The 20,708-nt window shown below is 73.2% G+C and carries 20 protein-coding genes; 9 read left to right on the forward strand and 11 right to left on the reverse strand.

The window, feature by feature from the left end:
* Positions 1–100: 100 nt before the first annotated feature.
* Both ACIA79_RS14410 and ACIA79_RS14415 read left to right on the forward strand, forming a co-directional pair.
* Entirely contained in the window at positions 101–901 is an 801-nt protein-coding gene (locus ACIA79_RS14410) for a VOC family protein (protein WP_399428545.1), read from the forward strand.
* A gap of 119 nt (positions 902–1,020) precedes the next feature.
* A complete protein-coding gene (locus tag ACIA79_RS14415; protein WP_399428546.1) occupies positions 1,021–1,278 on the forward strand; it encodes a WhiB family transcriptional regulator in 258 nt (85 codons plus the stop codon).
* 28 nt (positions 1,279–1,306) lie between these two features.
* Here ACIA79_RS14415 and ACIA79_RS14420 read toward each other — a convergent pair whose 3' ends face one another.
* The 4 genes from ACIA79_RS14420 to ACIA79_RS14435 all read right to left on the reverse strand — a co-directional run bounded on the left by ACIA79_RS14420 (position 1,307) and on the right by ACIA79_RS14435 (position 4,141).
* Positions 1,307–1,903: a hypothetical protein gene (locus tag ACIA79_RS14420; protein WP_399428547.1), complete on the reverse strand. Its 597-nt coding sequence runs from the start codon at positions 1,901–1,903 to the stop codon at positions 1,307–1,309.
* Positions 1,900–2,403, reverse strand: coding sequence for a hypothetical protein (locus ACIA79_RS14425; protein ID WP_399428548.1), 504 nt, complete (start codon positions 2,401–2,403; stop codon positions 1,900–1,902). The genes ACIA79_RS14420 and ACIA79_RS14425 overlap by 4 nt, the downstream gene beginning before the upstream one ends.
* Before the next feature lie 207 nt (positions 2,404–2,610).
* On the reverse strand, positions 2,611–3,837 hold the full coding sequence (locus ACIA79_RS14430; protein ID WP_399428549.1) for a hypothetical protein: 1,227 nt from the start codon (positions 3,835–3,837) through the stop codon (positions 2,611–2,613).
* Positions 3,830–4,141 (reverse strand): hypothetical protein, encoded by a 312-nt coding sequence (locus ACIA79_RS14435; RefSeq protein WP_399428550.1) that lies wholly within the window; start codon positions 4,139–4,141, stop codon positions 3,830–3,832. Before ACIA79_RS14435 ends, ACIA79_RS14430 begins: the two co-directional genes overlap by 8 nt.
* A gap of 83 nt (positions 4,142–4,224) precedes the next feature.
* Between ACIA79_RS14435 and ACIA79_RS14440 the strand changes: the two genes are divergently transcribed.
* Positions 4,225–5,646 (forward strand): SDR family NAD(P)-dependent oxidoreductase, encoded by a 1,422-nt coding sequence (locus ACIA79_RS14440; protein ID WP_399428551.1) that lies wholly within the window; start codon positions 4,225–4,227, stop codon positions 5,644–5,646.
* Positions 5,647–5,659: 13 nt separating this feature from the next.
* Here the strand turns inward: ACIA79_RS14440 and ACIA79_RS14445 are convergent, their stop codons facing one another.
* The 4 genes from ACIA79_RS14445 to ACIA79_RS14460 all read right to left on the reverse strand — a co-directional run bounded on the left by ACIA79_RS14445 (position 5,660) and on the right by ACIA79_RS14460 (position 10,042).
* On the reverse strand, positions 5,660–6,634 hold the full coding sequence (locus tag ACIA79_RS14445) for an acyl-ACP desaturase (RefSeq protein ID WP_399428552.1): 975 nt from the start codon (positions 6,632–6,634) through the stop codon (positions 5,660–5,662).
* A 139-nt stretch (positions 6,635–6,773) separates the two neighbouring features.
* Positions 6,774–7,550 (reverse strand): dimethylargininase, encoded by a 777-nt coding sequence (gene ddaH / locus ACIA79_RS14450; RefSeq protein ID WP_399428553.1) that lies wholly within the window; start codon positions 7,548–7,550, stop codon positions 6,774–6,776.
* A 144-nt stretch (positions 7,551–7,694) separates the two neighbouring features.
* Positions 7,695–9,326 (reverse strand): ABC-F family ATP-binding cassette domain-containing protein, encoded by a 1,632-nt coding sequence (locus ACIA79_RS14455; RefSeq protein WP_399428554.1) that lies wholly within the window; start codon positions 9,324–9,326, stop codon positions 7,695–7,697.
* A gap of 299 nt (positions 9,327–9,625) precedes the next feature.
* Complete coding sequence (locus ACIA79_RS14460) at positions 9,626–10,042, reverse strand: SsgA family sporulation/cell division regulator (protein ID WP_399428555.1); 417 nt, start codon at positions 10,040–10,042, stop codon at positions 9,626–9,628.
* 112 nt (positions 10,043–10,154) lie between these two features.
* Between ACIA79_RS14460 and ACIA79_RS14465 the strand changes: the two genes are divergently transcribed.
* Positions 10,155–11,327 (forward strand): WD40/YVTN/BNR-like repeat-containing protein, encoded by a 1,173-nt coding sequence (locus ACIA79_RS14465; protein WP_399428556.1) that lies wholly within the window; start codon positions 10,155–10,157, stop codon positions 11,325–11,327.
* Positions 11,328–11,562: 235 nt separating this feature from the next.
* Here the strand turns inward: ACIA79_RS14465 and ACIA79_RS14470 are convergent, their stop codons facing one another.
* Positions 11,563–11,862 (reverse strand): YciI family protein, encoded by a 300-nt coding sequence (locus ACIA79_RS14470; protein WP_399428557.1) that lies wholly within the window; start codon positions 11,860–11,862, stop codon positions 11,563–11,565.
* Positions 11,863–11,973: 111 nt separating this feature from the next.
* Here ACIA79_RS14470 and ACIA79_RS14475 point away from each other — a divergent pair, with 111 nt between their 5' ends.
* Positions 11,974–12,663: an endonuclease V gene (locus ACIA79_RS14475; protein ID WP_399428558.1), complete on the forward strand. Its 690-nt coding sequence runs from the start codon at positions 11,974–11,976 to the stop codon at positions 12,661–12,663.
* Positions 12,664–12,851: 188 nt separating this feature from the next.
* On the opposite strand, the gene ACIA79_RS14480 is transcribed toward ACIA79_RS14475, so the two are convergent.
* Positions 12,852–14,042 (reverse strand): saccharopine dehydrogenase family protein, encoded by a 1,191-nt coding sequence (locus ACIA79_RS14480; protein ID WP_399428559.1) that lies wholly within the window; start codon positions 14,040–14,042, stop codon positions 12,852–12,854.
* 203 nt (positions 14,043–14,245) lie between these two features.
* Here ACIA79_RS14480 and ACIA79_RS14485 point away from each other — a divergent pair, with 203 nt between their 5' ends.
* Genes ACIA79_RS14485 through ACIA79_RS14500 form a run of 4 tightly spaced genes read left to right on the forward strand, consistent with a single transcriptional unit; the run spans position 14,246 to position 19,980 of the window.
* Positions 14,246–15,388 carry a CaiB/BaiF CoA transferase family protein gene (locus ACIA79_RS14485; RefSeq protein ID WP_399428560.1) on the forward strand — a complete coding sequence of 381 codons (1,143 nt, stop codon included), beginning with the start codon at positions 14,246–14,248 and terminating at the stop codon, positions 15,386–15,388.
* The gene (locus tag ACIA79_RS14490; protein WP_399428561.1) at positions 15,385–16,545 is read left to right on the forward strand and encodes an acyl-CoA dehydrogenase family protein; all 1,161 of its coding nucleotides are present in this window, start codon (positions 15,385–15,387) and stop codon (positions 16,543–16,545) included. Before ACIA79_RS14485 ends, ACIA79_RS14490 begins: the two co-directional genes overlap by 4 nt.
* 3 nt (positions 16,546–16,548) lie before the next feature.
* Positions 16,549–17,763: an acetyl-CoA C-acetyltransferase gene (locus ACIA79_RS14495; protein ID WP_399428562.1), complete on the forward strand. Its 1,215-nt coding sequence runs from the start codon at positions 16,549–16,551 to the stop codon at positions 17,761–17,763.
* A gap of 42 nt (positions 17,764–17,805) precedes the next feature.
* Entirely contained in the window at positions 17,806–19,980 is a 2,175-nt protein-coding gene (locus tag ACIA79_RS14500) for a 3-hydroxyacyl-CoA dehydrogenase NAD-binding domain-containing protein (RefSeq protein ID WP_399428563.1), read from the forward strand.
* Here ACIA79_RS14500 and ACIA79_RS14505 read toward each other — a convergent pair.
* Positions 19,970–20,617, reverse strand: a complete 648-nt coding sequence (locus tag ACIA79_RS14505) for a gamma carbonic anhydrase family protein (RefSeq protein WP_399428564.1) — start codon at positions 20,615–20,617, stop codon at positions 19,970–19,972. The genes ACIA79_RS14500 and ACIA79_RS14505 overlap by 11 nt on opposite strands.
* Positions 20,618–20,708: the final 91 nt, after the last annotated feature.

Raw genomic sequence — 20,708 nt, forward strand, 5'->3', positions numbered from 1 at the left:
GGCCGCACCAGGCGGTGACGTACGACCGGTTCCGCCGACGTCCCCCCACGGGTGGGCGTGTCCCGGTGCGCCGCCGCGCCGCCCGCTGCAGACTCGGCCCATGCTGACCACCCGTGACCTCGACGGTGCTCCCACCTGGCTGGACCTCGCCACGCCCGACCTCGCGGGCGCGGAGTCCTTCTACGGTGGCCTGTTCGGCTGGACGCTGACATCCCAGGGAACATCCCAGGGCCCCGGGGCCGGGGAGTACGGCGTGTTCCGGCGCGACGGCAAGGCCGTCGCGGGCGCCAGGACGGTCCCGCCCGCGGCGGCGTCCGTATGGACCCTCTACTTCCACACCCGCGACGCCGACGCCGCCGCCCGGGCGGTGCGGGCGGGCGGCGGGACCGTCGACCAGGAGCCGGCCGACCTGCCCGGACCCGGCCGGGCGGCCCTCTTCACCGACCCCGCGGGCGCCCGGTTCGCCGTCCGGCAACCCGGCACCGGGCAGGGCTTCGGCCTGGTCAACGCGCCCGGAGCGCTGTGCTGGACCGAGCTCCGCACCGCCGACATCCCCTCCGCCATGGCCTTCTACCGAGCGGTCATCGGCGTCGACTCCGCCACCGTTCCGCTCCCCGGCGGCACCGGCACCTACCTGCTGCTCACCCCGCCCGGGCCGGCCGACGACACCTCCTTCGGCGGAGTCGTACCGCTCGCCGCGGACCCCTCCGGGACGGGTCCGCACTGGACGCCGTACGTCGAGGTCCCCGACCCGGACGCCACCGCGGCCCGCACCGCACGCCTCGGCGGCACGGTACGCCTGCCCCCGGCGGACCTCCACGGCGTCGGCCGCCTCGCGCACCTGACCGACCCGCACGGCGCCCGCTTCGCCGTCATCCACAGCGCCGCGCCGGGGGACTGACCCCTTGCCGATCACGGCGTGGAGCCCCATGCTGACGAAGAGCGGTACGAGGACACGCGGCGCGCCGTGTTGATCCTTCGTTGAGGAACTGTTTATCCCTCCGGGGCAGCGTGGTCGGCATGCCGATCAACACCACCGTCCTGACGTCGACCCCCCGCGAGCTCTCCTGGCAGGAGACGGCCCTGTGCGCCCAGACGGGCCCGGAGTTCTTCTTCCCGGACCCCGGCTCCTCCACCCGCGAGGCCAAACGCCTCTGCGCCGCCTGCGAGGGCCGCGAGGCGTGCCTCGAGTACGCCCTCGCTCATGACGAGCGGTTCGGGGTGTGGGGCGGGCTGTCGGAGAAGGAGCGGAACGAGTTGAAGCGGGGCGGCCGCTGAAGGGGCCGCGTGGCCGCCCGACGCGTCGTCAGCACCAGCGGCGCAGATACCGCCCGCGCCTTGCCAGCCCCGCTCGCTCCGCCACGGGTGGGGCGACGGCGGCCGGCGGCGGGCTGTCCTTGGTGAGGACGCGCTGCGGGTAATGCCCCCCGACCGGTGACACCACGCCGCCGCACCGGGGGTCCCCCGCGAACCAGATGACGCCCGGGTGCTCGTTCCGCTTGGCTCTGAGGTCGCAACGGAACGGAGCGGGGAACATGACGACATCCGCCCCGGCGCCGAACGAGATCACCATGAGGTCCTCCCGGCTCCGGGGAACATACGTGCAGGGATAGGCGCGCCAGCCGTAGCACCGCAGGATCCGGCCGGTGCGAGCCACGCCGGGAAGAGCCAGGCCCAGGAACAGGGCGGTGACCAGTCCCCCGAGGAAGCTCATCACCGTGAGCCCGATGGCATCGTCGCCGTCCAGGAACCATGTCGACAGAGCGATGGCAACGGCGGGCAGAACGAGCGTGCTCAGGAACCCGAGCGCCCGCCGTCTGACCAAACGGCGGTAACCGGCCTCCGTCGGTGGGTGCTCCCATGCGGTCTTGGCCAGCAGGACGCCGGGGGCGGAGCCGGTCACAGCAGGGCCTCCAGAAGCCGGCTCGGACGCACGTCCGCTCGTGGGCGCGGGTCGGGGTCGACGAAACTCACGGTCCCGGCCACGCCCAGGACGATCTCGGTGTATTCATCCGCCATCGCCACAGCGGTGGTGGTCAGATCGACGATCACCACACGGGATCCCTGCGGCCGGGCGATGGCCACGCGGGCCTGGAACACAACGGCGCCTCCGGAAGGGAGGCCCGCGATGTCGGTCACCCACTGCGGTGGCGCCGGCAGCACGCAGGTCGTCAGAGCAGCCGGCCGTTCACAGGGGAGGGTGAGGAACCGGGCCGCCCGAACCCGGCCGAGGGCCGGACCGGCCATACGGAGGCCGCACTGAGCGACGGCAAGGGCAGGAGTCGGCGCACCGCTGTCGATGTCGGAGAGCGTCAGGAAGGAAATGCTCGGGGCCTCTTCGTCGTCCGCATGCACGCCGAACGAGGCGTGCATGACGCCGTTGAGCCGTGCGTCGTCGAGCATCCGGAGCAGGGTCCCCGTCTCGTCGAGCCGCCGATCCCAGGCGCCCGCTGCCGAAGCGACGGGCGGTGGCCCGCCGCGCAGCCGTTCCCCCAGCTCCTCCAGCTCGTCGAGAGCGACATCGGTGAAACCGGGTGGCAGGCGGAACCAGCAGTCCCCGCCCGCCGCGTCCGTGGTGGGTTGTACCGGGGCCATTCCGGTGTCCTTTCGTCAGGGGGTGAACCGTGCCCAGGCTCGGGCGGCGCTGACAGCGTTGGGTGTTTCGGCACCTGCGAGGCGAGCCCCGTCGACGGCGGTCGCGGTTCCCTTGACCGTCTCGTCGTCACCGGCGGGCGTGAGGTCCACGCCCGCCGCGGCGAGACCCGTACCGGCCAGGCCGGCAGTGATGGGCCGCGCGGCTGTGGGCCTGGTGTGACGTGCGGCCCACTCCACCAGCGGTTTGGGTGCGTCGTTGATGTGCTGCATCGCCACCGCTGAATCGGCACGCATGACCTGGGCCGCCTCCCTGGCGCTTTCGGACGCGCCTCTGCCCGCTGCCGTACCCTGCCGCGCCGCAGCCACCGCGCCCTTCGCTCCCTTGGCCACCGCACCCACTCCGGGCAGGCTGCCCAGAGCGTCACCCCCGAGGGTCACCGCCGCACTCCAGAACGTGGCGTCGCATCTCCCCTCGGTGAAGCCCGCGGCCAGCGCCTTCCGGATCTTCGGGTCACTCGCATGAGTGACCAGCGCAGCCAGGCTCAGCCCCGCGGCGACGAACAGCAGCGGAACCAGCGCGGTACCGGTCGCGAAGACGGCGATGAGGCCCGCCAGCGCGGACAGCGTGCTGAGGCCGTCCCCCAGGTTCCGGTCCACCCACCCCAGCGCCCGGTCCAGGAGACCCGGCTCCTTCGGGGCCAGCTTGTCCGTCGCCTCGTCGAGGGCCTTGGCGATGCGGCTCGCTTCCGTGCGGTGGGTCTCCTCCAGTTCGCGGGCGAGGCGGCGTACGTCGGAGAGGGCCTCCCTGGCCCGCGTGAGGGCGGTCGTCGCGGAGGTGAGTTCGGACGCCGAGGCGTCCGCGCGGGCCGTCGTCGAGGCGTGGGCCGATTCCGCGGCGCGCAGGGCCTGCGCGTGGAGCCCCGCCCGGGCCTCGTAGCCGCGGGCCGTCGCCTGGTAGGCGACCAGGTCGTCGTGCCACGAGCCCAGCCGGCCCGCGGCCTTGGTCAGGGAGCGGTGGGCGTTGTGCAGGTAGCGCGGGAGGTCGCCCGCCAGGGCCGCGCGGAAGGCGTCCGCGGCCTCGCCCTTCCAGTAGGAGCTCTCGTTCAGCAGCTGGTCGACCAGGCGGTGGGCCGTGCCCAGCGCGGACGCGGAGGCCGTCAGCTTCGACCGGAGCGCGGCGATCTCCGCGGGGCTGCCCGGCGCGGGGTTCCAGCCCAGGTGGGGGAACGGCGTGTCAGCCACGGCGCCCCACCGCCCGGAACGCCGCCTCGATCGCGCGCTCGAGCTGGGCGTACCCCTGGTGGCTCAGCCGCACGCCCTCGTGGACCGCCTTGATCCGGGCGTCCAGCTGCTCCGCCCCGTACCTCCAGCGGTCCTGGAAGCCGTCGCACGCCTCGTCCAGCTCCTCGGTGCCGAGCTGGTCCGCCCGTACGTGCTCCAGCGCCTGTCTGGCCTCCCCGAGGGAGGTGAGCGATTCCCCCAGCGCGCGGGAGAAGCGGCCCAGCTGGTCGAGGTCCACACGGAGATCCGGAAGAGCAGAGTCCATGGCCGACCACCCTGGCAGACCGGGGGCAAAGCACAGAAAATGCCGTACCACTCACGAGTGGTGATCGTTAGGATCACGTGCGCATGGAGCAGCATCAGTGCACAGTCGGCGAGGACGAGCTGGCCGCGTTCGGCCGGACGGTGGAGGGTCTGCGCGCCCTCCCCCTGGACGACCCCATCCGCAGACGGGGCGAGGAGCTCGCCGCCACCTTCGCCCGCGAGAGCCGCAACAAGCGCCGCAAGGCCCGGCGGCACGCCCGGTCCGCGGCCGACGCCGCGCTCTCCGCCGCCACCGCCACCGGCGCGGCCGACCGGCGCGAGGACGCGCCGCTGCCGACGCGGCGCGGCACCGTAGGCGAGTTCGCGATACCGCGGTACTGCTACGTCTGCAAGACGAAGTACCAGCAGGCCGACGCGTTCTACCACCGCCTGTGCCCGGGCTGCGCCGCCGACAACGCCGCCCGCCGCGCCCTCACCACCGACCTCACGGGGCGCCGGGCGCTGCTCACCGGCGGCCGCGTGAAGATAGGGTTCCAGCTCGCCCTGATGATGCTCCGGGACGGCGCCGAGCTCCTCGTCACCAGCCGCTTCCCGCACGACACCCTGCGCAGGTTCCGCGCCGCCGAGGGCAGCGCGCAGTGGCTCGACCGGCTCACGGTCGTCGCCATCGACCTGCGCGACCCCCGCCAGGTGCTCGGCCTGTGCGAGCGGCTGCTCGCCGACGGCCGTCCGCTGGACATCCTCGTCAACAACGCCGCCCAGACGATACGCAGGCCACCCGAGTCGTACGCCGCCCTCCGCGCGGGGGAGCGCGGCGAGCTCCCGGGCGCCGTCATCACCGCTCCCGGATACGCCCCGGCTCTGCCGGCCACGACGGGCGGCGCCCTCGCCCTCGTACTCGACGGCGAGAACGGCGAGAGGGGCGGGAACGGCGGCAGCGGCGGGAACGGCCTGATCGGCCAGTACGGTGACAGCGGCGCGCACGGCGCGACGGACGAAGCCGGGCTGCTGCCGGACCCCGCACCGCGCAACTCCTGGTCCGTACGGCTCGGGGAGCTGGACCCCGCCGAGCTGCTGGAGACCCAGCTCGTCAACGCCCTCGCGCCGGCGCTGCTCTGCGACCGTCTGCTGCCCCTGCTGCTCGCCTCGCCGCACCCCCGCCGCTACGTCGTCAACGTCACCGCGGTGGAGGGCCGGTTCGCCGTGCGCAACAAGACGGCGGGACACCCGCACACCAACATGGCCAAGGCCGCGCTCAACATGCTCACGCGCACCAGCGCCGAGGAGCTCGCCACCCAGGGCGTGCACATGTGCAGCGTCGACACCGGGTGGATCACCGATGAGAACCCCGCGCCCCGCAAGGCGCGGATCGCCGCCACAGGCACGCGCACGCCGCTGGACGTGGTGGACGGCGCGGCCCGCGTCTACGACCCGATCGTGCGGGGCGAGGCGGGCGCGCCGGTCGCCGGGGTGTTCCTCAAGGACTACCGGCCGGCGGCCTGGTGAGGTGTGCGGCCGGTCAGCCGGCCGCGCGTGCCGCCAGCCGCGCCTTGCGCGCCGCGAGCTTCTCGTCGAACTTCCGCGCCTCCGCGTCCAGGCCGCCCATGTACAGGCCCAGCTCCTCCTGCGCCTTCAGGCCCTCCGGGCCCAGCCCGTCGATCTCCAGGACCTTCAGGAAGCGCAGGACCGGCTGCAGCACGTCGTCGTGGTGGATGCGCATGTTGTAGATCTCGCCGATCGCCATCTGCGCGGCCGCCCGCTCGAAGCCCGGCATGCCGTGGCCGGGCATCCGGAAGTTCACGACCACGTCCCGGACGGCCTGCATGGTCAGGTCGGGGGCGAGCTCGAACGCGGCGCCCAGCAGGTTCCGGTAGAAGACCATGTGCAGGTTCTCGTCGGTCGCGATGCGCGCCAGCATCCGGTCGCAGACCGGGTCCCCGGACTGGTGGCCGGTGTTGCGGTGCGAGATGCGGGTCGCGAGCTCCTGGAAGGCGACGTAGGCGACGGAGTGCAGCATCGAGTGCCGGTTGTCCGACTCGAAGCCCTCGCTCATGTGCGCCATCCGGAACTGCTCCAGCTTGTCCGGGTCCACCGCCCGCGAGGCGAGCAGGTAGTCGCGCATGACGATGCCGTGGCGGCCCTCCTCGGCGGTCCAGCGGTGCACCCAGGTGCCCCACGCGCCGTCGCGCCCGAAGAGGGTGGCGATCTCGTGGTGGTAGCTGGGCAGGTTGTCCTCGGTGAGCAGGTTCACGACCAGCGCGATCCTGCCGACGTCGGACACCTTGGACTGCTCGGGCTGCCAGGCTTCGCCGTCCTCGAAGACGCCGGGGAAGTTCCGGCCGTCCGACCACGGGACGTACTCGTGCGGCATCCAGTCCTTGACGACCTTCAGGTGGCGGTTGAGCTCCTTCTCGACCACCTCCTCCAGGGCGTACAGCAGCCGGGCGTCGGTCCACGCGTCCGAGCTGCCGAGATGGGGAGAGGTGAGGGTCATACGGTTGCTCCTGGGGGACGGGGCTGGGAAAGCGGAATTGCCGGTGTGGTACCTACGGCTTCGTAGGTTACGAGACCGTAGGTTAAGCGCGTCGTAAGGCTCAGCCAAGCCCGCGTGCGGGATGTGTGGTTACGTCGGGTTATGCGTACAGGTCGCGCAGGCGGACGGACAGGCAGGTCACGCACCCTTCGAGCTTCTCGAACTCACTGATGTCGACGACCACGGGCGTATACCCCAGATCGGCGAACAGCTCCGCCGACTTCGGCGCGCTCGCCGCCATCAGCAGCCGCCCGCCGCCCAGCAGCACCACGTGCCCGCCCGCCTCCTCCGGCACCGGCAGGAAGCGCGGGAAGAGGGACGGTTCCTCGACCAGCGGCTCGTACCCGACGACCGTGCCGTCGGGCAGCGCCGTCACCGCCGATTTCAGGTGCAGCACCGTGCTGACCGGGACGGTGACGACCCGGGCGCCCAGCGGCTCGAAGGCCGCCCGCAGCTGCTGCACGCCCGCTCCGTTCGTGCGGCCGCCCCGCCCCACGTACACGGTGTCGCCGATCTTCAGCACGTCGCCGCCGTCGAGCGTGCCGGGCTCCCACACCCAGTTCACCGAGCAGCCCAGCCGCGCCACGGTCTCCTCGACGGCCGCCGTCTCCGGACGCCGGGACGCGGCGCCGGGACGGGTGATCAGCGCGACGTTGCGGAACATCACCACCGTGTCCTCGACGAACACCCCGTCCGGGCAGTCGTCGGCCGGCTCCACCTCGACGGTCTCCCAGCCGTGCTCGCGCAGCGCGCCGACGTACTCCTCCCACTGCGCCAGTGCCCGGACGGGGTCCACGGGCGTGCGCTCCCCAAAGGTGACCAGGCCCTCGGCGAGGCGCGGGCTCGGGCGGCGGACCAGGGCTCTCGTGCTGGGCATGGCGGGCCTCCAGGAGTCGCTGACCGCCGACCCCTACCCCGTCCGCGCCTTCCTACGCGACCTGCCCGGCCGGCTGCCCCGGCGCCCCCCCCGGTGGCCGGCCGCCCCGGCCCCCCGGCCGACCCCGCCGTGCGCCGCGGCCGGTCAGCGCTCCGTGAGCACCTCCTCCGCCGTCGTCGGGAGCAACTCGCCGTCCAGCAGCAGCCACCGCGTGATGCCGATCGACTCCAGGAACGCCACGTCGTGGCTGGCCACGATCAGCGCGCCCTCGTACGCGTCCAGCGCCGCCGTGAGCTTCCGCACGCTCGCCATGTCCAGGTTGTTCGTCGGCTCGTCCAGCATCAGCAGCTGCGGTGCCGGCTCGGCCAGCAGCAGCGCGGCCAGTGCCGCACGGAACCGCTCGCCGCCCGACAGCGTGCCGGCCGGCTGGTCGGCGCGCGCCCCGCGGAACAGGAAGCGCGCGAGCCGGGCCCGGATGTGGTTGCCGGTCGCCTCCGGCGCGTACCGGGCGACGTTCTCCACCACGCTCAGCCGGTCGTCGAGGACGTCGAGCCGCTGCGGCAGGAAGCGCAGCGGAACGTGCGCCACCGCCTCACCGGCCACCGGTTCCAGCTCCCCGGCGATCGTCCGCAGCAGCGTCGTCTTGCCCGCGCCGTTGCGCCCGACCAGCGCGATCCGTTCCGGGCCGCGCAGCTCCCACTCGCCGGCGACCCGGGCCCCGTACCGCAGCTCCAGGTCGCACAGCCGCAGGACGCTCCGGCCCGGCGGGACCGTGGTGTACGGCAGTTCGACGCGGATCTCGTCGTCGTCCCGTACCGCCTCCACCGCCTCGTCGAGCCGCTCCTTCGCCTCGGCGAGCTTCTGGGTGTGCATGATGCGGTGCTTTCCGGCCGACTCCTGGGCGGCCCGCTTGCGCGCGTTCATCACGATCTTCGGCTCGCGCTTGGTGTCGAACATCTTCTGGCCGTACCGCTTGCGCCGAGCCAGCTTCACGTGCGCGTCGGCGAGTTCCCGCTTCTGGCGCTGTACGTCGGCCTCGGCCACGCGCACCATCCGCTCGGCCGCCTCCTGCTCGGCGGCGAGCGCCTCCTCGTAGTCCGAGTAGCCGCCGCCGTACCAGGCCACCTCGCCGTCACGCAGGTCGGCGATCCGGTCGACCAGTTCGAGCAGGTCACGGTCGTGGCTGACGACGACGAGGACGCCGGACCAGGCGCTGACGGCCGCGTACAGCCGGCGGCGCGCGTACAGGTCCAAATTGTTCGTCGGCTCGTCGAGCAGCAGGACGTCCGGCCGGGCCAGCAGGAGGGCCGCCAGCCGCAGCAGCACGCACTCGCCGCCCGACACCTCGCCGATGGTGCGGTCCAGGCCGATGTGCCCGAGCCCGAGCTGGTCGAGCTGGGCACGTGCCCGTTCCTCCACGTCCCAGTCGTCGCCGACGGCCGTGAAGTTCTCCTCGCTCGCGTCACCCGCCTCGATGGCGTGCAGCGCGGCGCGGGCGGCCGCGATGCCGAGCGCCTGGTCGACCCTGAGCGCGGTGTCGAGGGTGGCGTTCTGCGGCAGGTACCCCACGTCGCCCGCGATGCGGACCGTCCCGTGGGACGGCGCGAGCTCCCCGGCGATCAGTCTCAGCAGGGTCGACTTGCCGGAGCCGTTCCGGCCGATCAGTCCGGTCCTGCCGGGTCCGACGGCGAGCTGGAAACCGTCGAGGACCTCGGTGCCGTCCGGCCAGGAGAACGCGAGGTCGGTGCAGGTGATGAAGGTGGGGGAAGAAGACATACGGGTCTCCCTGTTGCGTGGAAGGGGTGGTGTGCAACGGGTGAGACACCGCGGGCGGTTGCTGCCGCTGTCGCGGGACGGCTCGTATGCCGAGGTCGTACACATCAGCGCGCACAACTCCGCCGAACGCGGCTGTGCGACACGGTGTCTCAAGACCTCAGACGAGCAACGTCCTGCTCCGATCGACGACAACAAGGGCCGGGAACGACGTTACGGCGCGTACGCCTCCGTCGACAACGCATTTATCGCGAGGGTGCTCCCGCGGCGTGCGCGAGGAGCCGCGCCGCTCGCGGGCGACGTCAGCAGGCGTCGCGCAGCAGCTCCCGCAGGTCGTGGTCGATGTCCAGGAACCGGTGCTCGCAGCCGTCCGGCACCGCCTGCCGCGCCCGCTGCAGGAAGCGGCGCACCTCGGAGGTGGGCACGTGCACCATCGCGACGCCCTCCGGCGCGTGGAACTCCACGACCGTGCGGTCGTCACCGAACGGGCGGACGCGGACGTCCCCGCACCCGGCCGGAGCGTCGACGCCCGCCGCCAGCAGCTCCCGCGCGAAGACCCAGGACACCTCGACGCCCTCCAGGGTGGCGGGGGCCGGGAAGGCCATCCGTACGGCGAACGGATCCCGGCGGTCGTAGCGCAGGGTGGCCGGAACGGTCTCCATGCGGGGCGCGGACGCGACCAACCGGGCCTCCACGGCCTGCTCGATGACAGTGGACAAGGCCTGCTCCCTCACGCGCGGCTTGGGTCCGTCGTTCTTCACAGGGGAGGACGATGATTTCGGCCATGGCGTGCATTGACGGGTGACGTGACCTGTGTCACCGTCCGGCGCCATGACGTCCATGGGGAACACGAGACGAACGGTGGCGCTGTTACTGAGCGGCGCGGCACTGGCGGCCACACTGGGCTCCGTTCCGGCCCGGGCGGCCGCGGAGCCCGCCCGAGCCCCCGGCGGGGTACTGAAGTCCCCGGCCGCGGAACCCGTCCCGGCCCCCGGCTGGGTGCTGAGGCCCACCGGTACCGATGCGCGCTTCCGGGGGCTGGCGGCGGTCAGCCGGACCGGCGCGTGGGTGGCCGGGTCCCGAGGCACGGTGCTGCGCACGGAGGACGGCGGCCGCAGGTGGCGGAACGTGTCGCCGCCGGGCGCCGAGACCCTGGAGTTCCGCGACATCGAGGCGTTCGGAGAGGACCGCGCGGTCGTGCTCGCCATCGGCGAGGGGGAGGCGTCGCGGATCCTGCGCACCGAGGACGGCGGCGCGACCTGGACGGAGGCCTTCCGCAACTCCGACCCGCGCGCCTTCTACGACTGCGTCACCTTCCTCGACCGGCGGCACGGGCTCGCCCTGAGCGATCCGGTGGACGGCAAGTACCGCATCCTGTCCACCCGGGACGGCGGACGCTCCTGGCACGTCCTGCCGGACGCCGGCATGCCCGCCGCGCTCCCCGGGGAAGCGGCTTTCGCCGCGAGCGGCCAGTGCCTGGCCGGCTCCGGCCCGAAGGACGTCTGGCTGGCCACCGGCGGAGGAGCCACCGCGCGCGTGCTGCACTCCTCGGACCGTGGCCTGAACTGGACCGTCACCGACTCCACGCTCCCGGCCGGGGACCCGGCCCGCGGGGTGTTCGCCCTCGCCTTCCGCGACCGGCGGCACGGCATCGCCGTCGGCGGCGACTACCGGACGGGACAGCCGTCACCGCGGGCCGCCGCGGTCAGCCGGGACGGCGGACGCACCTGGCGGCAGGCGCACACACCGCCGCCCGCCTACCGTTCGGGCGTCGCCTGGCTGCCGCACACCCGGTCCGCCGCACTTGCCGTCGGCCCGACCGGCACGGACCTGACCACGGACGGCGGACGCACCTGGCGGACGGTGGACTCCGGTTCCTACGACACGATCGATTGCGCCCCCGGAGCCGGGTGCTGGGCGGCGGGGGAGAAGGGCCGGGTGGCACGCCTGGAGCGCCCCGGCGCCGGCGGCCGGCCCGGCGACCCGGGAAAGACGGCCGGGTAGCCGGCCTCCCCGCCCCGGGCGGGCCCAGCCCTGGGCCGAGGGCCCCGTCGCTGTCGTGGGATGAAGAGCGCCCGGGCAGACGTCACGGGCCGAGGGCCCGGGTCGCTGTCCTGGGCCGAGACCCTGCGCCGACGTCATGGGTCGAGGGCCCGGCCCGGGCGGACCGCTGTCCCGGGGCGGCGGCCCGGGCACGGGCGCGTGCTGCGCGGGACGTGGCCGCCCGCCGGCCGCGGGCTCAGACGAGCGGCTGCTGGCGGTACGCGGACAGCTCGGGCGCCGTCCTCGTCGCGACGAACTCCGTGATCCGGTACTCGCACACCTCGCCCGCCACGAAGGGGTCGGTCGACGTGATCTTCTCGATCCGCGCGCGGTCGTCCCCGACGGCGAGGATCACGCCCCCGTCCCGCGGGTTCTTGCGGCCGGAGGCGATGAAGGTGCCCGACGCGTAGTGCTCGTCGAGCCAGGCGACATGGGCCTCCAGGAGCGCGTCGACGCGCTCGATCGGCCCGGTATAGGTCAATTCCAGTACGAACATGCGCGCAAGGCTATAGGGGCCGGAAATCGACGCCCCGGTGGAGGTCTTCCCGGGGCCTTCCCGGGGCCGCCCCCCGGGGCGCCGCCGCCGCGGCCTTAGGGTGGCGTCACCATGACGATCATCCACACGCCCGACGGCTGGCCGACCGACGAGGCCGGAGCCCTGGCCGTCCAGGACGAGCTGCGGGGCCGGGTCGTCCTGGACGAGCCGGCCCCGCCCCCCGGCACCGTCCCCATCACCGGCGTCGACGTCGCCTACGACGACGAGCGCGACCTCGTCGCCGCCGCGGCCGTCGTCCTCGACGCCCGGACCCTCGCCGTCGTCGAGGAGGCCACCGCGGTCGGGCGGGTCTCCTTCCCGTACGTCCCCGGCCTGCTCGCCTTCCGGGAGATCCCGGCTGTCCTGGCGGCCCTCGGCGCCCTGACCACCGCGCCCGGCGTGGTGGTGTGCGACGGCTACGGGCAGGCCCACCCGCGCCGTTTCGGACTGGCCAGCCACCTCGGCGTCCTCACCGGGCTGCCCGTCATCGGCGTGGCCAAGAACCCGTTCACCTTCACGTACGAGCAGCCCGCCCCGGAGCGCGGCGCCTCCAGCCCGCTGCTGGCGGACGGCGAGGAGGTCGGCCGGGCGCTGCGCACCCAGGACGGCGTCAAGCCGGTGTTCGTCTCGGCCGGCCACCGCGTGACCTCGGCCGACGCCTGCGCGTACACCCTTCACCTGACGCCGCACTACCGCATCCCCGAATCCACCCGCCGCGCCGACGCGCTGTGCCGGCGCGCCCTGAAGGAGGCGACGGCCTGACGGGGGCCTCGGCCTGGTCGGGTGACAGCGGGCGGGCGGGCGTGCCGGTGCCGGTACCCGGGGCGAAGCCGCCCGCCGCGCGCAGGGCGGTGGCGCTGGCCGAGGCGACGGCCTGACCGGGACCCGGCCGCTCCGGCCCCCGCCCGGCCCCTGCCCGGTGGGTCCCCGGAGGCGGCGGGCCGCCGCGCTCAGCGCGCGTCGGCCACCCGGAAGACGACGCCCGCCGCCCGCAACCGCTCCAGCAGCGCATCGCCCATCGCCACCGCGGTCGTGACCTGCCCGGACGTCGGCGCCAGCGGGTCGAAGGCGAGGCACAGCGCCGACTCGGCGAGCATCTTCGCCGTCTCGTCGTAGCCGGGGTCCCCTCCCGAGACCTCCGTGAACACCCGCCGGCCGCCGCCTTCGCCGACGAACCGCACCGAGAACCAGCTGCGGGCCCGGCGCTCCGCGTCGGGACCCCGGCCCGGCTCGTAACGCTCCATCAGCCACCGCCGCACCGTGGGCACCTGGGCCAGCGCGACGCCCGCCCCGGCGGCCGCCACCCCGCCCAGCGCCATCGGCAGGGTCCGGACGGCCGCGTAGTGGCGGTAGCGGAAGTCCGGCCCGTAGCGGGGCAGGGCCGCCGCCGAACGCTGCACGATCCGCGGGTCCACCGTGGGCAGGGGCAGCGCCCAGGCTCCCGTCTCGCGGCTGAACCGCGGCCCGCCGAGCGGCGCCCGCGCCCGCCGGCCCACCAGCCGCGGCTCGTGCAGCCGCCGCTCCCGCGCCGCCCGCAGCAGATGCGTCCCGCGGCCCATGGCGGTCAGCGCCGAAGCCAGGGTGCCCCCGGAGAAGAGGGCGTTGGTGCGGACGAAGCCGTCCACGCGCAGCGGCACGCCCTCCGGCAGCTGCTGGACCGTGAAGTACACGCCCAGGTCGTGCGGGACCGAGTCGAATCCGCACGCGTGCACCAGCCGCGCCCCGGTCTCCCGGGCTCGCGCGTCATGGCGGACGTACGTCCGGTCCACGAACTCCGCCTCACCCGTCAGGTCCAGGTAGTCCGTGCCCGCCTCGGCGCAGGCGGCCACCAGGGCCTCGCCGTACCAGACGTACGGGCCGACGGTGGTCACCACGACCCGCGCGGACTCGGCGAGCTCGCGCATCGCACCGGGGTCCGAGGCGTCGGCGCACAGCAGCGGCAGCCCGGCACACGCCGGCGCCAGGTCGGCGAGCCGTTCGCGCAGTGCCTCCAGCTTGTCCCGGCTGCGCCCGGCGATCGCCCAGCGGCAGCTCGCGGGGGCGTGCGCGGCGAGGTACCGGGCGGTCAGCTCCCCGACGAACCCGGTGGCCCCGAAGAGTACGACGTCATATGCCCGTTCCGTGCCGTCCCGCTTGTCCATCCAGCCCTCCGCCGTCCCAGGAGTCCCATACGTACAGTGCGCAGCGCGCTGTTGTCGGAGGCAGAGGCTAGCGTGCGAGGTGAGGCCCGGTCGTCCGGGTGCTCCTCCGGGCGGTCCCTCGTCCACAGGGCTTGTGCGGAGTGGAACACGTTCTTAGCATCGTCACTGTTACAGCAGTTGTGTCACATCATGCTGGGGGTTCGATGGCAGGGACAGGAAACGGCCCGCTCGCCGGGGTGCGCGTGGTCGAGCTGGCGGGCATCGGGCCCGGCCCCTTCGCCGCCATGCTCCTGGCCGACCTCGGCGCCGACGTGGTCCGCGTCGACCGGCCCGGCGGCGCCGGGCTCGCGATCGACCCCGCGTACGACCTCACCAACCGCAACAAACGCTCCGTCCTCATCGACCTCAAGGCGGACGGCGGACCGGAGCAGGTGCTCGACCTCGTCGAGCGCGCCGACATCCTCATCGAGGCGTACCGGCCCGGCGTCGCCGAACGCCTCGGCGTCGGGCCCGAACCGTGCCTCGCCCGCAATCCCCGACTCGTGTACGGCAGGATGACCGGCTGGGGCCAGGAAGGCCCGCTCGCGCAGCGCGCCGGGCACGACATCGCGTACATCGCCGTCACCGGCACCCTCTCCATGATCGGCCCCGCGGACGGGCCGCCGGTCGTCCCGGCCAATCTCGTCGGCGACTACGCCGGCGGCTCGCTCTACCTCGTCGTCGGCGTCCTCGCCGCGCTCCATCACGCGCGCGCCGAGGGCGGCAGCGGCCAGGTCGTCGACGCCGCCATCACCGACGGAGCCGCCCACCTCGCCACCATGATCCACGGCATGATGGCCGCCGGCGGCTGGCAGGACCGGCGCGGCGCCAACCTCCTGGACGGCGGCTGCCCCTTCTACGGCACCTACGAGACAGCCGACGGCGAGTACATGGCGGTCGGCGCGCTGGAGCGGCAGTTCTACGACGAGTTCATCGAGCTGCTCGGCATCCGGGACACCGCACCCGCCCGCAAGGACTTCGCCCGCTGGGGCGAGCTGCGCGCGGCGGTGGCGCGGCGGTTCAAGGAGCGCAGCCGCGCCGAATGGACGGCCGTCTTCGAGGACTCCGACGCCTGCGTCGCCCCCGTGCTCTCGCTGCGTGAGGCACCCGCGCACCCGCACCTCGCCGCCCGCGGCACCTTCACCGACCACGGCGGCATCACCCAGCCCGCCCCCGCGCCCCGCTTCTCCGCCACCCCGGGCGCCGTGCACCGCCCGCCCGCGCAGCCGGGCGCCCACACCGACGAGGTCGCCCGCGACTGGGGCGTACCGGGCATCCGTACCGACGAGACCAGGGGGACCGGGTGAAACGCCGGATCTACAGCGCCGAGCACGACGCCTTCCGCGAGACCGTCCGCACCTTCCTCACCAAGGAGGTCCTTCCGCACTACGAGCAGTGGGAAAAGGACGGCGTCGTCACGCGCGACGCCTGGCTCGCGGCCGGCCGGCAGGGCCTGCTGGGGCTCGCCGTTCCCGAGGAGTACGGAGGCGGCGGCACCACCGACTTCCGCTACAGCGCCGTCCTCGCCGAGGAGTTCACCCGCGCCGGCACCCCGGGCTTCGCGGTCGGGCTGCACAACGACATCATCGGCCCGTACCTCACCGGACTCGCCACCGACGAGCAGAAGCGCCGCTGGCTGCCAGGCTTCTGCACCGGTGAGACGATCACCGCCATCGCCATGACCGAACCGGGCGCGGGATCCGACCTCCAGGGCATCCGCACCACCGCCGAGGACAGGGGCGACCACTGGCTCCTCAACGGCTCCAAGACCTTCATCTCCAACGGCATCCTCGCCGACCTGGTGATCGTCGTCGCGCGGACGACCCCCGAGGGCGGCGCGCACGGGCTGTCCCTGCTGGTCGTCGAGCGGGGCATGGAGGGCTTCGACCGCGGCCGCAACCTCGACAAGATCGGCCAGAAGTCCCAGGACACCGCCGAGCTGTTCTTCCACGACGTCCGCGTCCCCAAGGAGAACCTCCTCGGTGAGCTGAACGGCGCCTTCGTCCACCTGATGACCAACCTCGCCCAGGAGCGGATGGCCATAGCCGTCGCGGGCATCGCCGGCGCCGAGCACCTGCTGGAGATCACCACCGCGTACGTCAAGGAGCGCGAGGCGTTCGGGCGGCCGCTGGCGAAGCTCCAGCACATCCGCTTCGAGATCGCGGAGTTGGCCACCGAGTGCGCCGTCACCCGCACCTTTATCGACCGCTGCATCACCGACCACTCCGACGGCGAGCTGGACGCCGTCCACGCCTCGATGGCCAAGTGGTGGGCGACCGAACTGCAGAAGCGGGTCGCCGACCGCTGCCTGCAGCTCCACGGCGGCTACGGCTACATGGCCGAGTACCCGGTCGCCAGGGCCTTCACGGACGGCCGCATCCAGACCATCTACGGCGGCACGACCGAGATCATGAAGGAGATCATCGGCCGTTCCCTGCTCGACCAACCCTCCCGAAAGGCCTGACCAGTGAGCACCGAAGCGTACGTGTACGACGCGATCCGCACCCCGCGCGGGCGCGGCAAGGCCAATGGCGCCCTGCACGGCACCAAGCCGATCGACCTGGTGGTCGGGCTCATCCACGAGCTCCGCGGCCGCTTCCCCGGCCTGGACCCGGCCGCCGTCGACGACATCGTCCTCGGGGTCGTCGGCCCCGTCGGCGACCAGGGCTCCGACATCGCGCGGATCGCCGCCATCGCCGCGGGATTGCCCGACACCGTCGCCGGCGTCCAGGAGAACCGCTTCTGTGCCTCCGGCCTGGAAGCCGTCAACATGGCGGCGATGAAGGTCCGCTCCGGCTGGGAGGACCTCGTCCTGGCCGGCGGTGTCGAGTCGATGTCACGCGTCCCGATGGCCTCGGACGGCGGAGCGTGGTTCAACGACCCGATGACCAACTGGGACACCAACTTCGTCCCCCAGGGCGTGGGCGCCGACCTGATCGCCACCATCGGGGGCTACTCCCGGCGGGACGTCGACGAGTACGCCGCGCTCTCCCAGGAGCGGGCCGCCACCGCCTGGAAGGAGGGCCGCTTCGACCGGTCCGTCGTACCCGTCAAGGACCGCAGCGGCCTCGTCGTCCTCGACCACGACGAGCACATGCGGCCCGGCACCACCGCCGACTCGCTCGCCGGCCTCAAGCCGTCGTTCGCGGCCATCGGCGAGATGGGCGGCTTCGACGCCGTGGCACTGCAGAAGTACCACTGGGTCGAGAAGATCGACCACGTGCACCACGCCGGCAACTCCTCGGGCATCGTCGACGGCGCGGCACTCGTCGCCGTCGGCAGCAAGGAGGTCGGCGAGCGGTACGGGCTGACGCCCCGCGCGCGCATCGTGTCCGTGGCCGTCTCCGGCTCCGAGCCGACCATCATGCTCACCGGTCCCGCGCCCGCCTCCCGCAAAGCACTCGCCAAGGCCGGGCTCACCATCGACGACATCGACCTGGTCGAGATCAACGAGGCGTTCGCGGCGGTCGTGCTGCGCTTCGTCGAGGACATGGGCCTGACGCTGGACAAGGTCAACGTCAACGGCGGCGCCATCGCCCTGGGCCACCCGCTCGGCGCGACCGGCGCGATGATCCTCGGCACCCTCGTCGACGAACTGGAGCGCCAGGACAAGCGCTACGGCCTCGCCACGCTCTGCGTCGGCGGCGGCATGGGCGTCGCCACCGTCGTCGAGCGCGTCTGACCCCGTCCTGTCCCGTACGGCCTTACGAAAGCAGCCCGAACCATGAGTGAGTCCACCACCATCCGCTGGGAACAGGACGAGACCGGCGTCGTCACCCTCGTCCTCGACGACCCCGACCAGTCCGCCAACACCATGAACCAGGCCTTCCGGACCTCCATCGCGGCGATCGCCGACCGCGCGGAGGCCGAGAAGGACTCGATCCGCGGGATCATCTACACCTCGGCGAAGAAGACGTTCTTCGCCGGCGGCGACCTCAAGGACATGATGAAGGCCGGGCCGCAGGACGCCCAGCAGATCTTCGACACCGCCACGGAGATCAAGCGGTCGCTGCGCCGCATCGAGACCCTCGGCAAGCCGGTCGTCGCCGCCATCAACGGCGCGGCGCTGGGCGGCGGCTACGAGATCGCCCTCGCCTCCCACCACCGCGTCGCGCTCGACGCGCCCGGGTCGCGGATCGGCCTGCCCGAGGTCACCCTCGGCCTGCTGCCCGGAGGCGGCGGCGTCGCCCGCACCGTGCGGCTGATGGGCATCGCGGACGCGCTGCTGAAGGTGCTGCTGCAGGGCACGCAGTACCCGCCGCAGCGCGCCCTGGAGAACGGCCTGGTGCACGAAGTGGCCGCCACGCCGGAGGAGATGCTCGCCAAGGCCCGGGCGTTCATCGACGCCCACCCCGAGTCGCAGCAGCCCTGGGACGCGCCCGGCTACCGGATCCCCGGCGGGACGCCGGCGCACCCCAAGTTCGCCGCCAACCTCCCCGCCTTCCCGGCCAACCTCAAGAAGCAGCTCGCCGGCGCCCCCTACCCGGCACCGCGCAACATCCTCGCGGCCGCCGTCGAGGGCTCCCAGGTCGACTTCGAGACCGCGCTGACGATCGAGGCGCGGTACTTCACCGAGCTGGTCACCGGGCAGACCGCCAAGAACATGATCCAGGCGTTCTTCTTCGACCTCCAGGCGGTCAACGCCGGCAGGAGCCGCCCGCAGGGCATCGAGCCGCGCACCGTCCGCAAGGTCGCGGTGCTCGGCGCCGGGATGATGGGCGCGGGCATCGCGTACGCCTGCGCCAAGGCGGGCATCGACGTCGTCCTGAAGGACGTGTCGGCCGACGCGGCGGAGAAGGGCAAGGCGTACTCGGTCAAGCTCCTCGACAAGGCACTCGCCCGCGGACGTACGACCGAGGCGAAGCGGGACGAGCTCCTCGCCCGGATCACCCCCACCGCCGAACCGGCCGACCTGGCGGGCTGCGACGCCGTCATCGAGGCAGTCTTCGAGGACACGGCGCTCAAGCACAAGGTGTTCCAGGAGATCCAGGACATCGTCGCCCCGGACGCCCTGCTGTGCTCCAACACCTCCACGCTGCCGATCACGACGCTCGCGGAGGGCGTCGAGCGCCCCGCCGACTTCATCGGGCTGCACTTCTTCTCCCCGGTCGACAAGATGCCGCTCGTCGAGATCATCAAGGGTGAGCGGACCGGTGACGAGGCGCTGGCGCGCGCCTTCGACCTGGTACGCGCGATCAACAAGACGCCGATCGTCGTCAACGACTCGCGCGGCTTCTTCACCTCGCGCGTCATCGGCCGGTTCATCAACGAGGGGGTGGCGATGGTCGGGGAGGGCATCGACCCGGCCTCCGTCGAGCAGGCCGCGGCGCAGGCCGGCTACCCGGCCAAGGTGCTGTCCCTGATGGACGAGCTCACCCTCACCCTGCCGCGCAAGATCCGCAACGAGACGCGGCGGGCCGTCGAGGAGGAGGGCGGCACCTGGACGGAGCACCCGGCGGACACGGTGATCGACCGGCTGGTCGACGAGTTCGGCCGCACCGGCCGCAGCGGCGGCGCGGGCTTCTACGACTACGACGAGGAGGGCAAGCGCACCGGTCTGTGGCCCGGGCTGCGGGAGCACTTCGGCACCTCCGCCGCTCCGGCCGTCCCCTTCGAGGACATGAAGGAGCGGATGCTCTTCGCGGAGGCGCTGGACACGGTCCGCTGCCTGGAGGAGGGCGTGCTCACCTCGGTGGCCGACGCGAACATCGGCTCCGTCATGGGCATCGGCTTCCCCGCCTGGACCGGCGGTGTGCTCCAGTACATCAACGGCTACGAGGGCGGCCTGCCCGGCTTCGTGGCCCGCGCGCGGCAGCTCGCCGAGCGGTACGGCGACCGGTTCCGGCCGCCCGCGCTGCTGGTGGAGAAGGCGGAGCGGGGCGAAACCTTCAGCGACTGAGCCCCGGGCTGTCGCCGGGCCGGCCCTCCTCGACCGGACGGTCGTCCCGGTGACGGCCGAGCGCCCGGCCGAAGCGTTGGGAGATTTCCGGCATCAGGGAGTCCCCCTCGGCCGGCCGGGCGAGGCCGAAGACGTAACCGGGGAAGTCCAGCTCCCGCTGGACCGCCCAGATCTCACCGTGGTCGTCCGGCGGGAAGAGCTGCCCCGGGTCACCGACGGCGACCCAGCCGATCGGCACCGTCGTCTCCTCGGGCAGGACCGTCCGCAGATGGACGACGGCGTTGATACGGACCTCGGAACGGGCCCCGACGCGCGCTCCGTTGAAGACCCGGCAGCCCGAGGCCAGGAAGACGTCGTCGTCGGCCCGGCACCCGACCAGGTAGGCCTGCGGGCCGACCAGGACGTGGCGCCCCAGGCGCAGCGGGTCCTGGCGCGTGCCGCGCAGCACCGCGTTCTCCATCACGATGCAGCCCTCGCCCAGCTCGACGGGCCCGCCCTCGGCGGTCAGGGCCGCGCCGAAGAGGATCCGGCAGCCGGGCCCGACCCGGACGGCGCCGCTCAGGGTGGCGTTCGGCGCGACATAGGCGGTGGGGTCGACCTCGGGTGTGTGCCCCTGGTGCTCGAACAGCATGGCCATGACCGCATCGTGCCACCCCGGGGGCCGCCCCGCCCGCACGGCGCCCCACCCTGCCGGCCGGGCGCCCACGCGCCCCGCACTGGGCCCCGAT

Source organism: Streptomyces sp. NPDC051310, assembly GCF_044455245.1.
Taxonomy (GTDB): Bacteria; Actinomycetota; Actinomycetes; order Streptomycetales; family Streptomycetaceae; genus Streptomyces.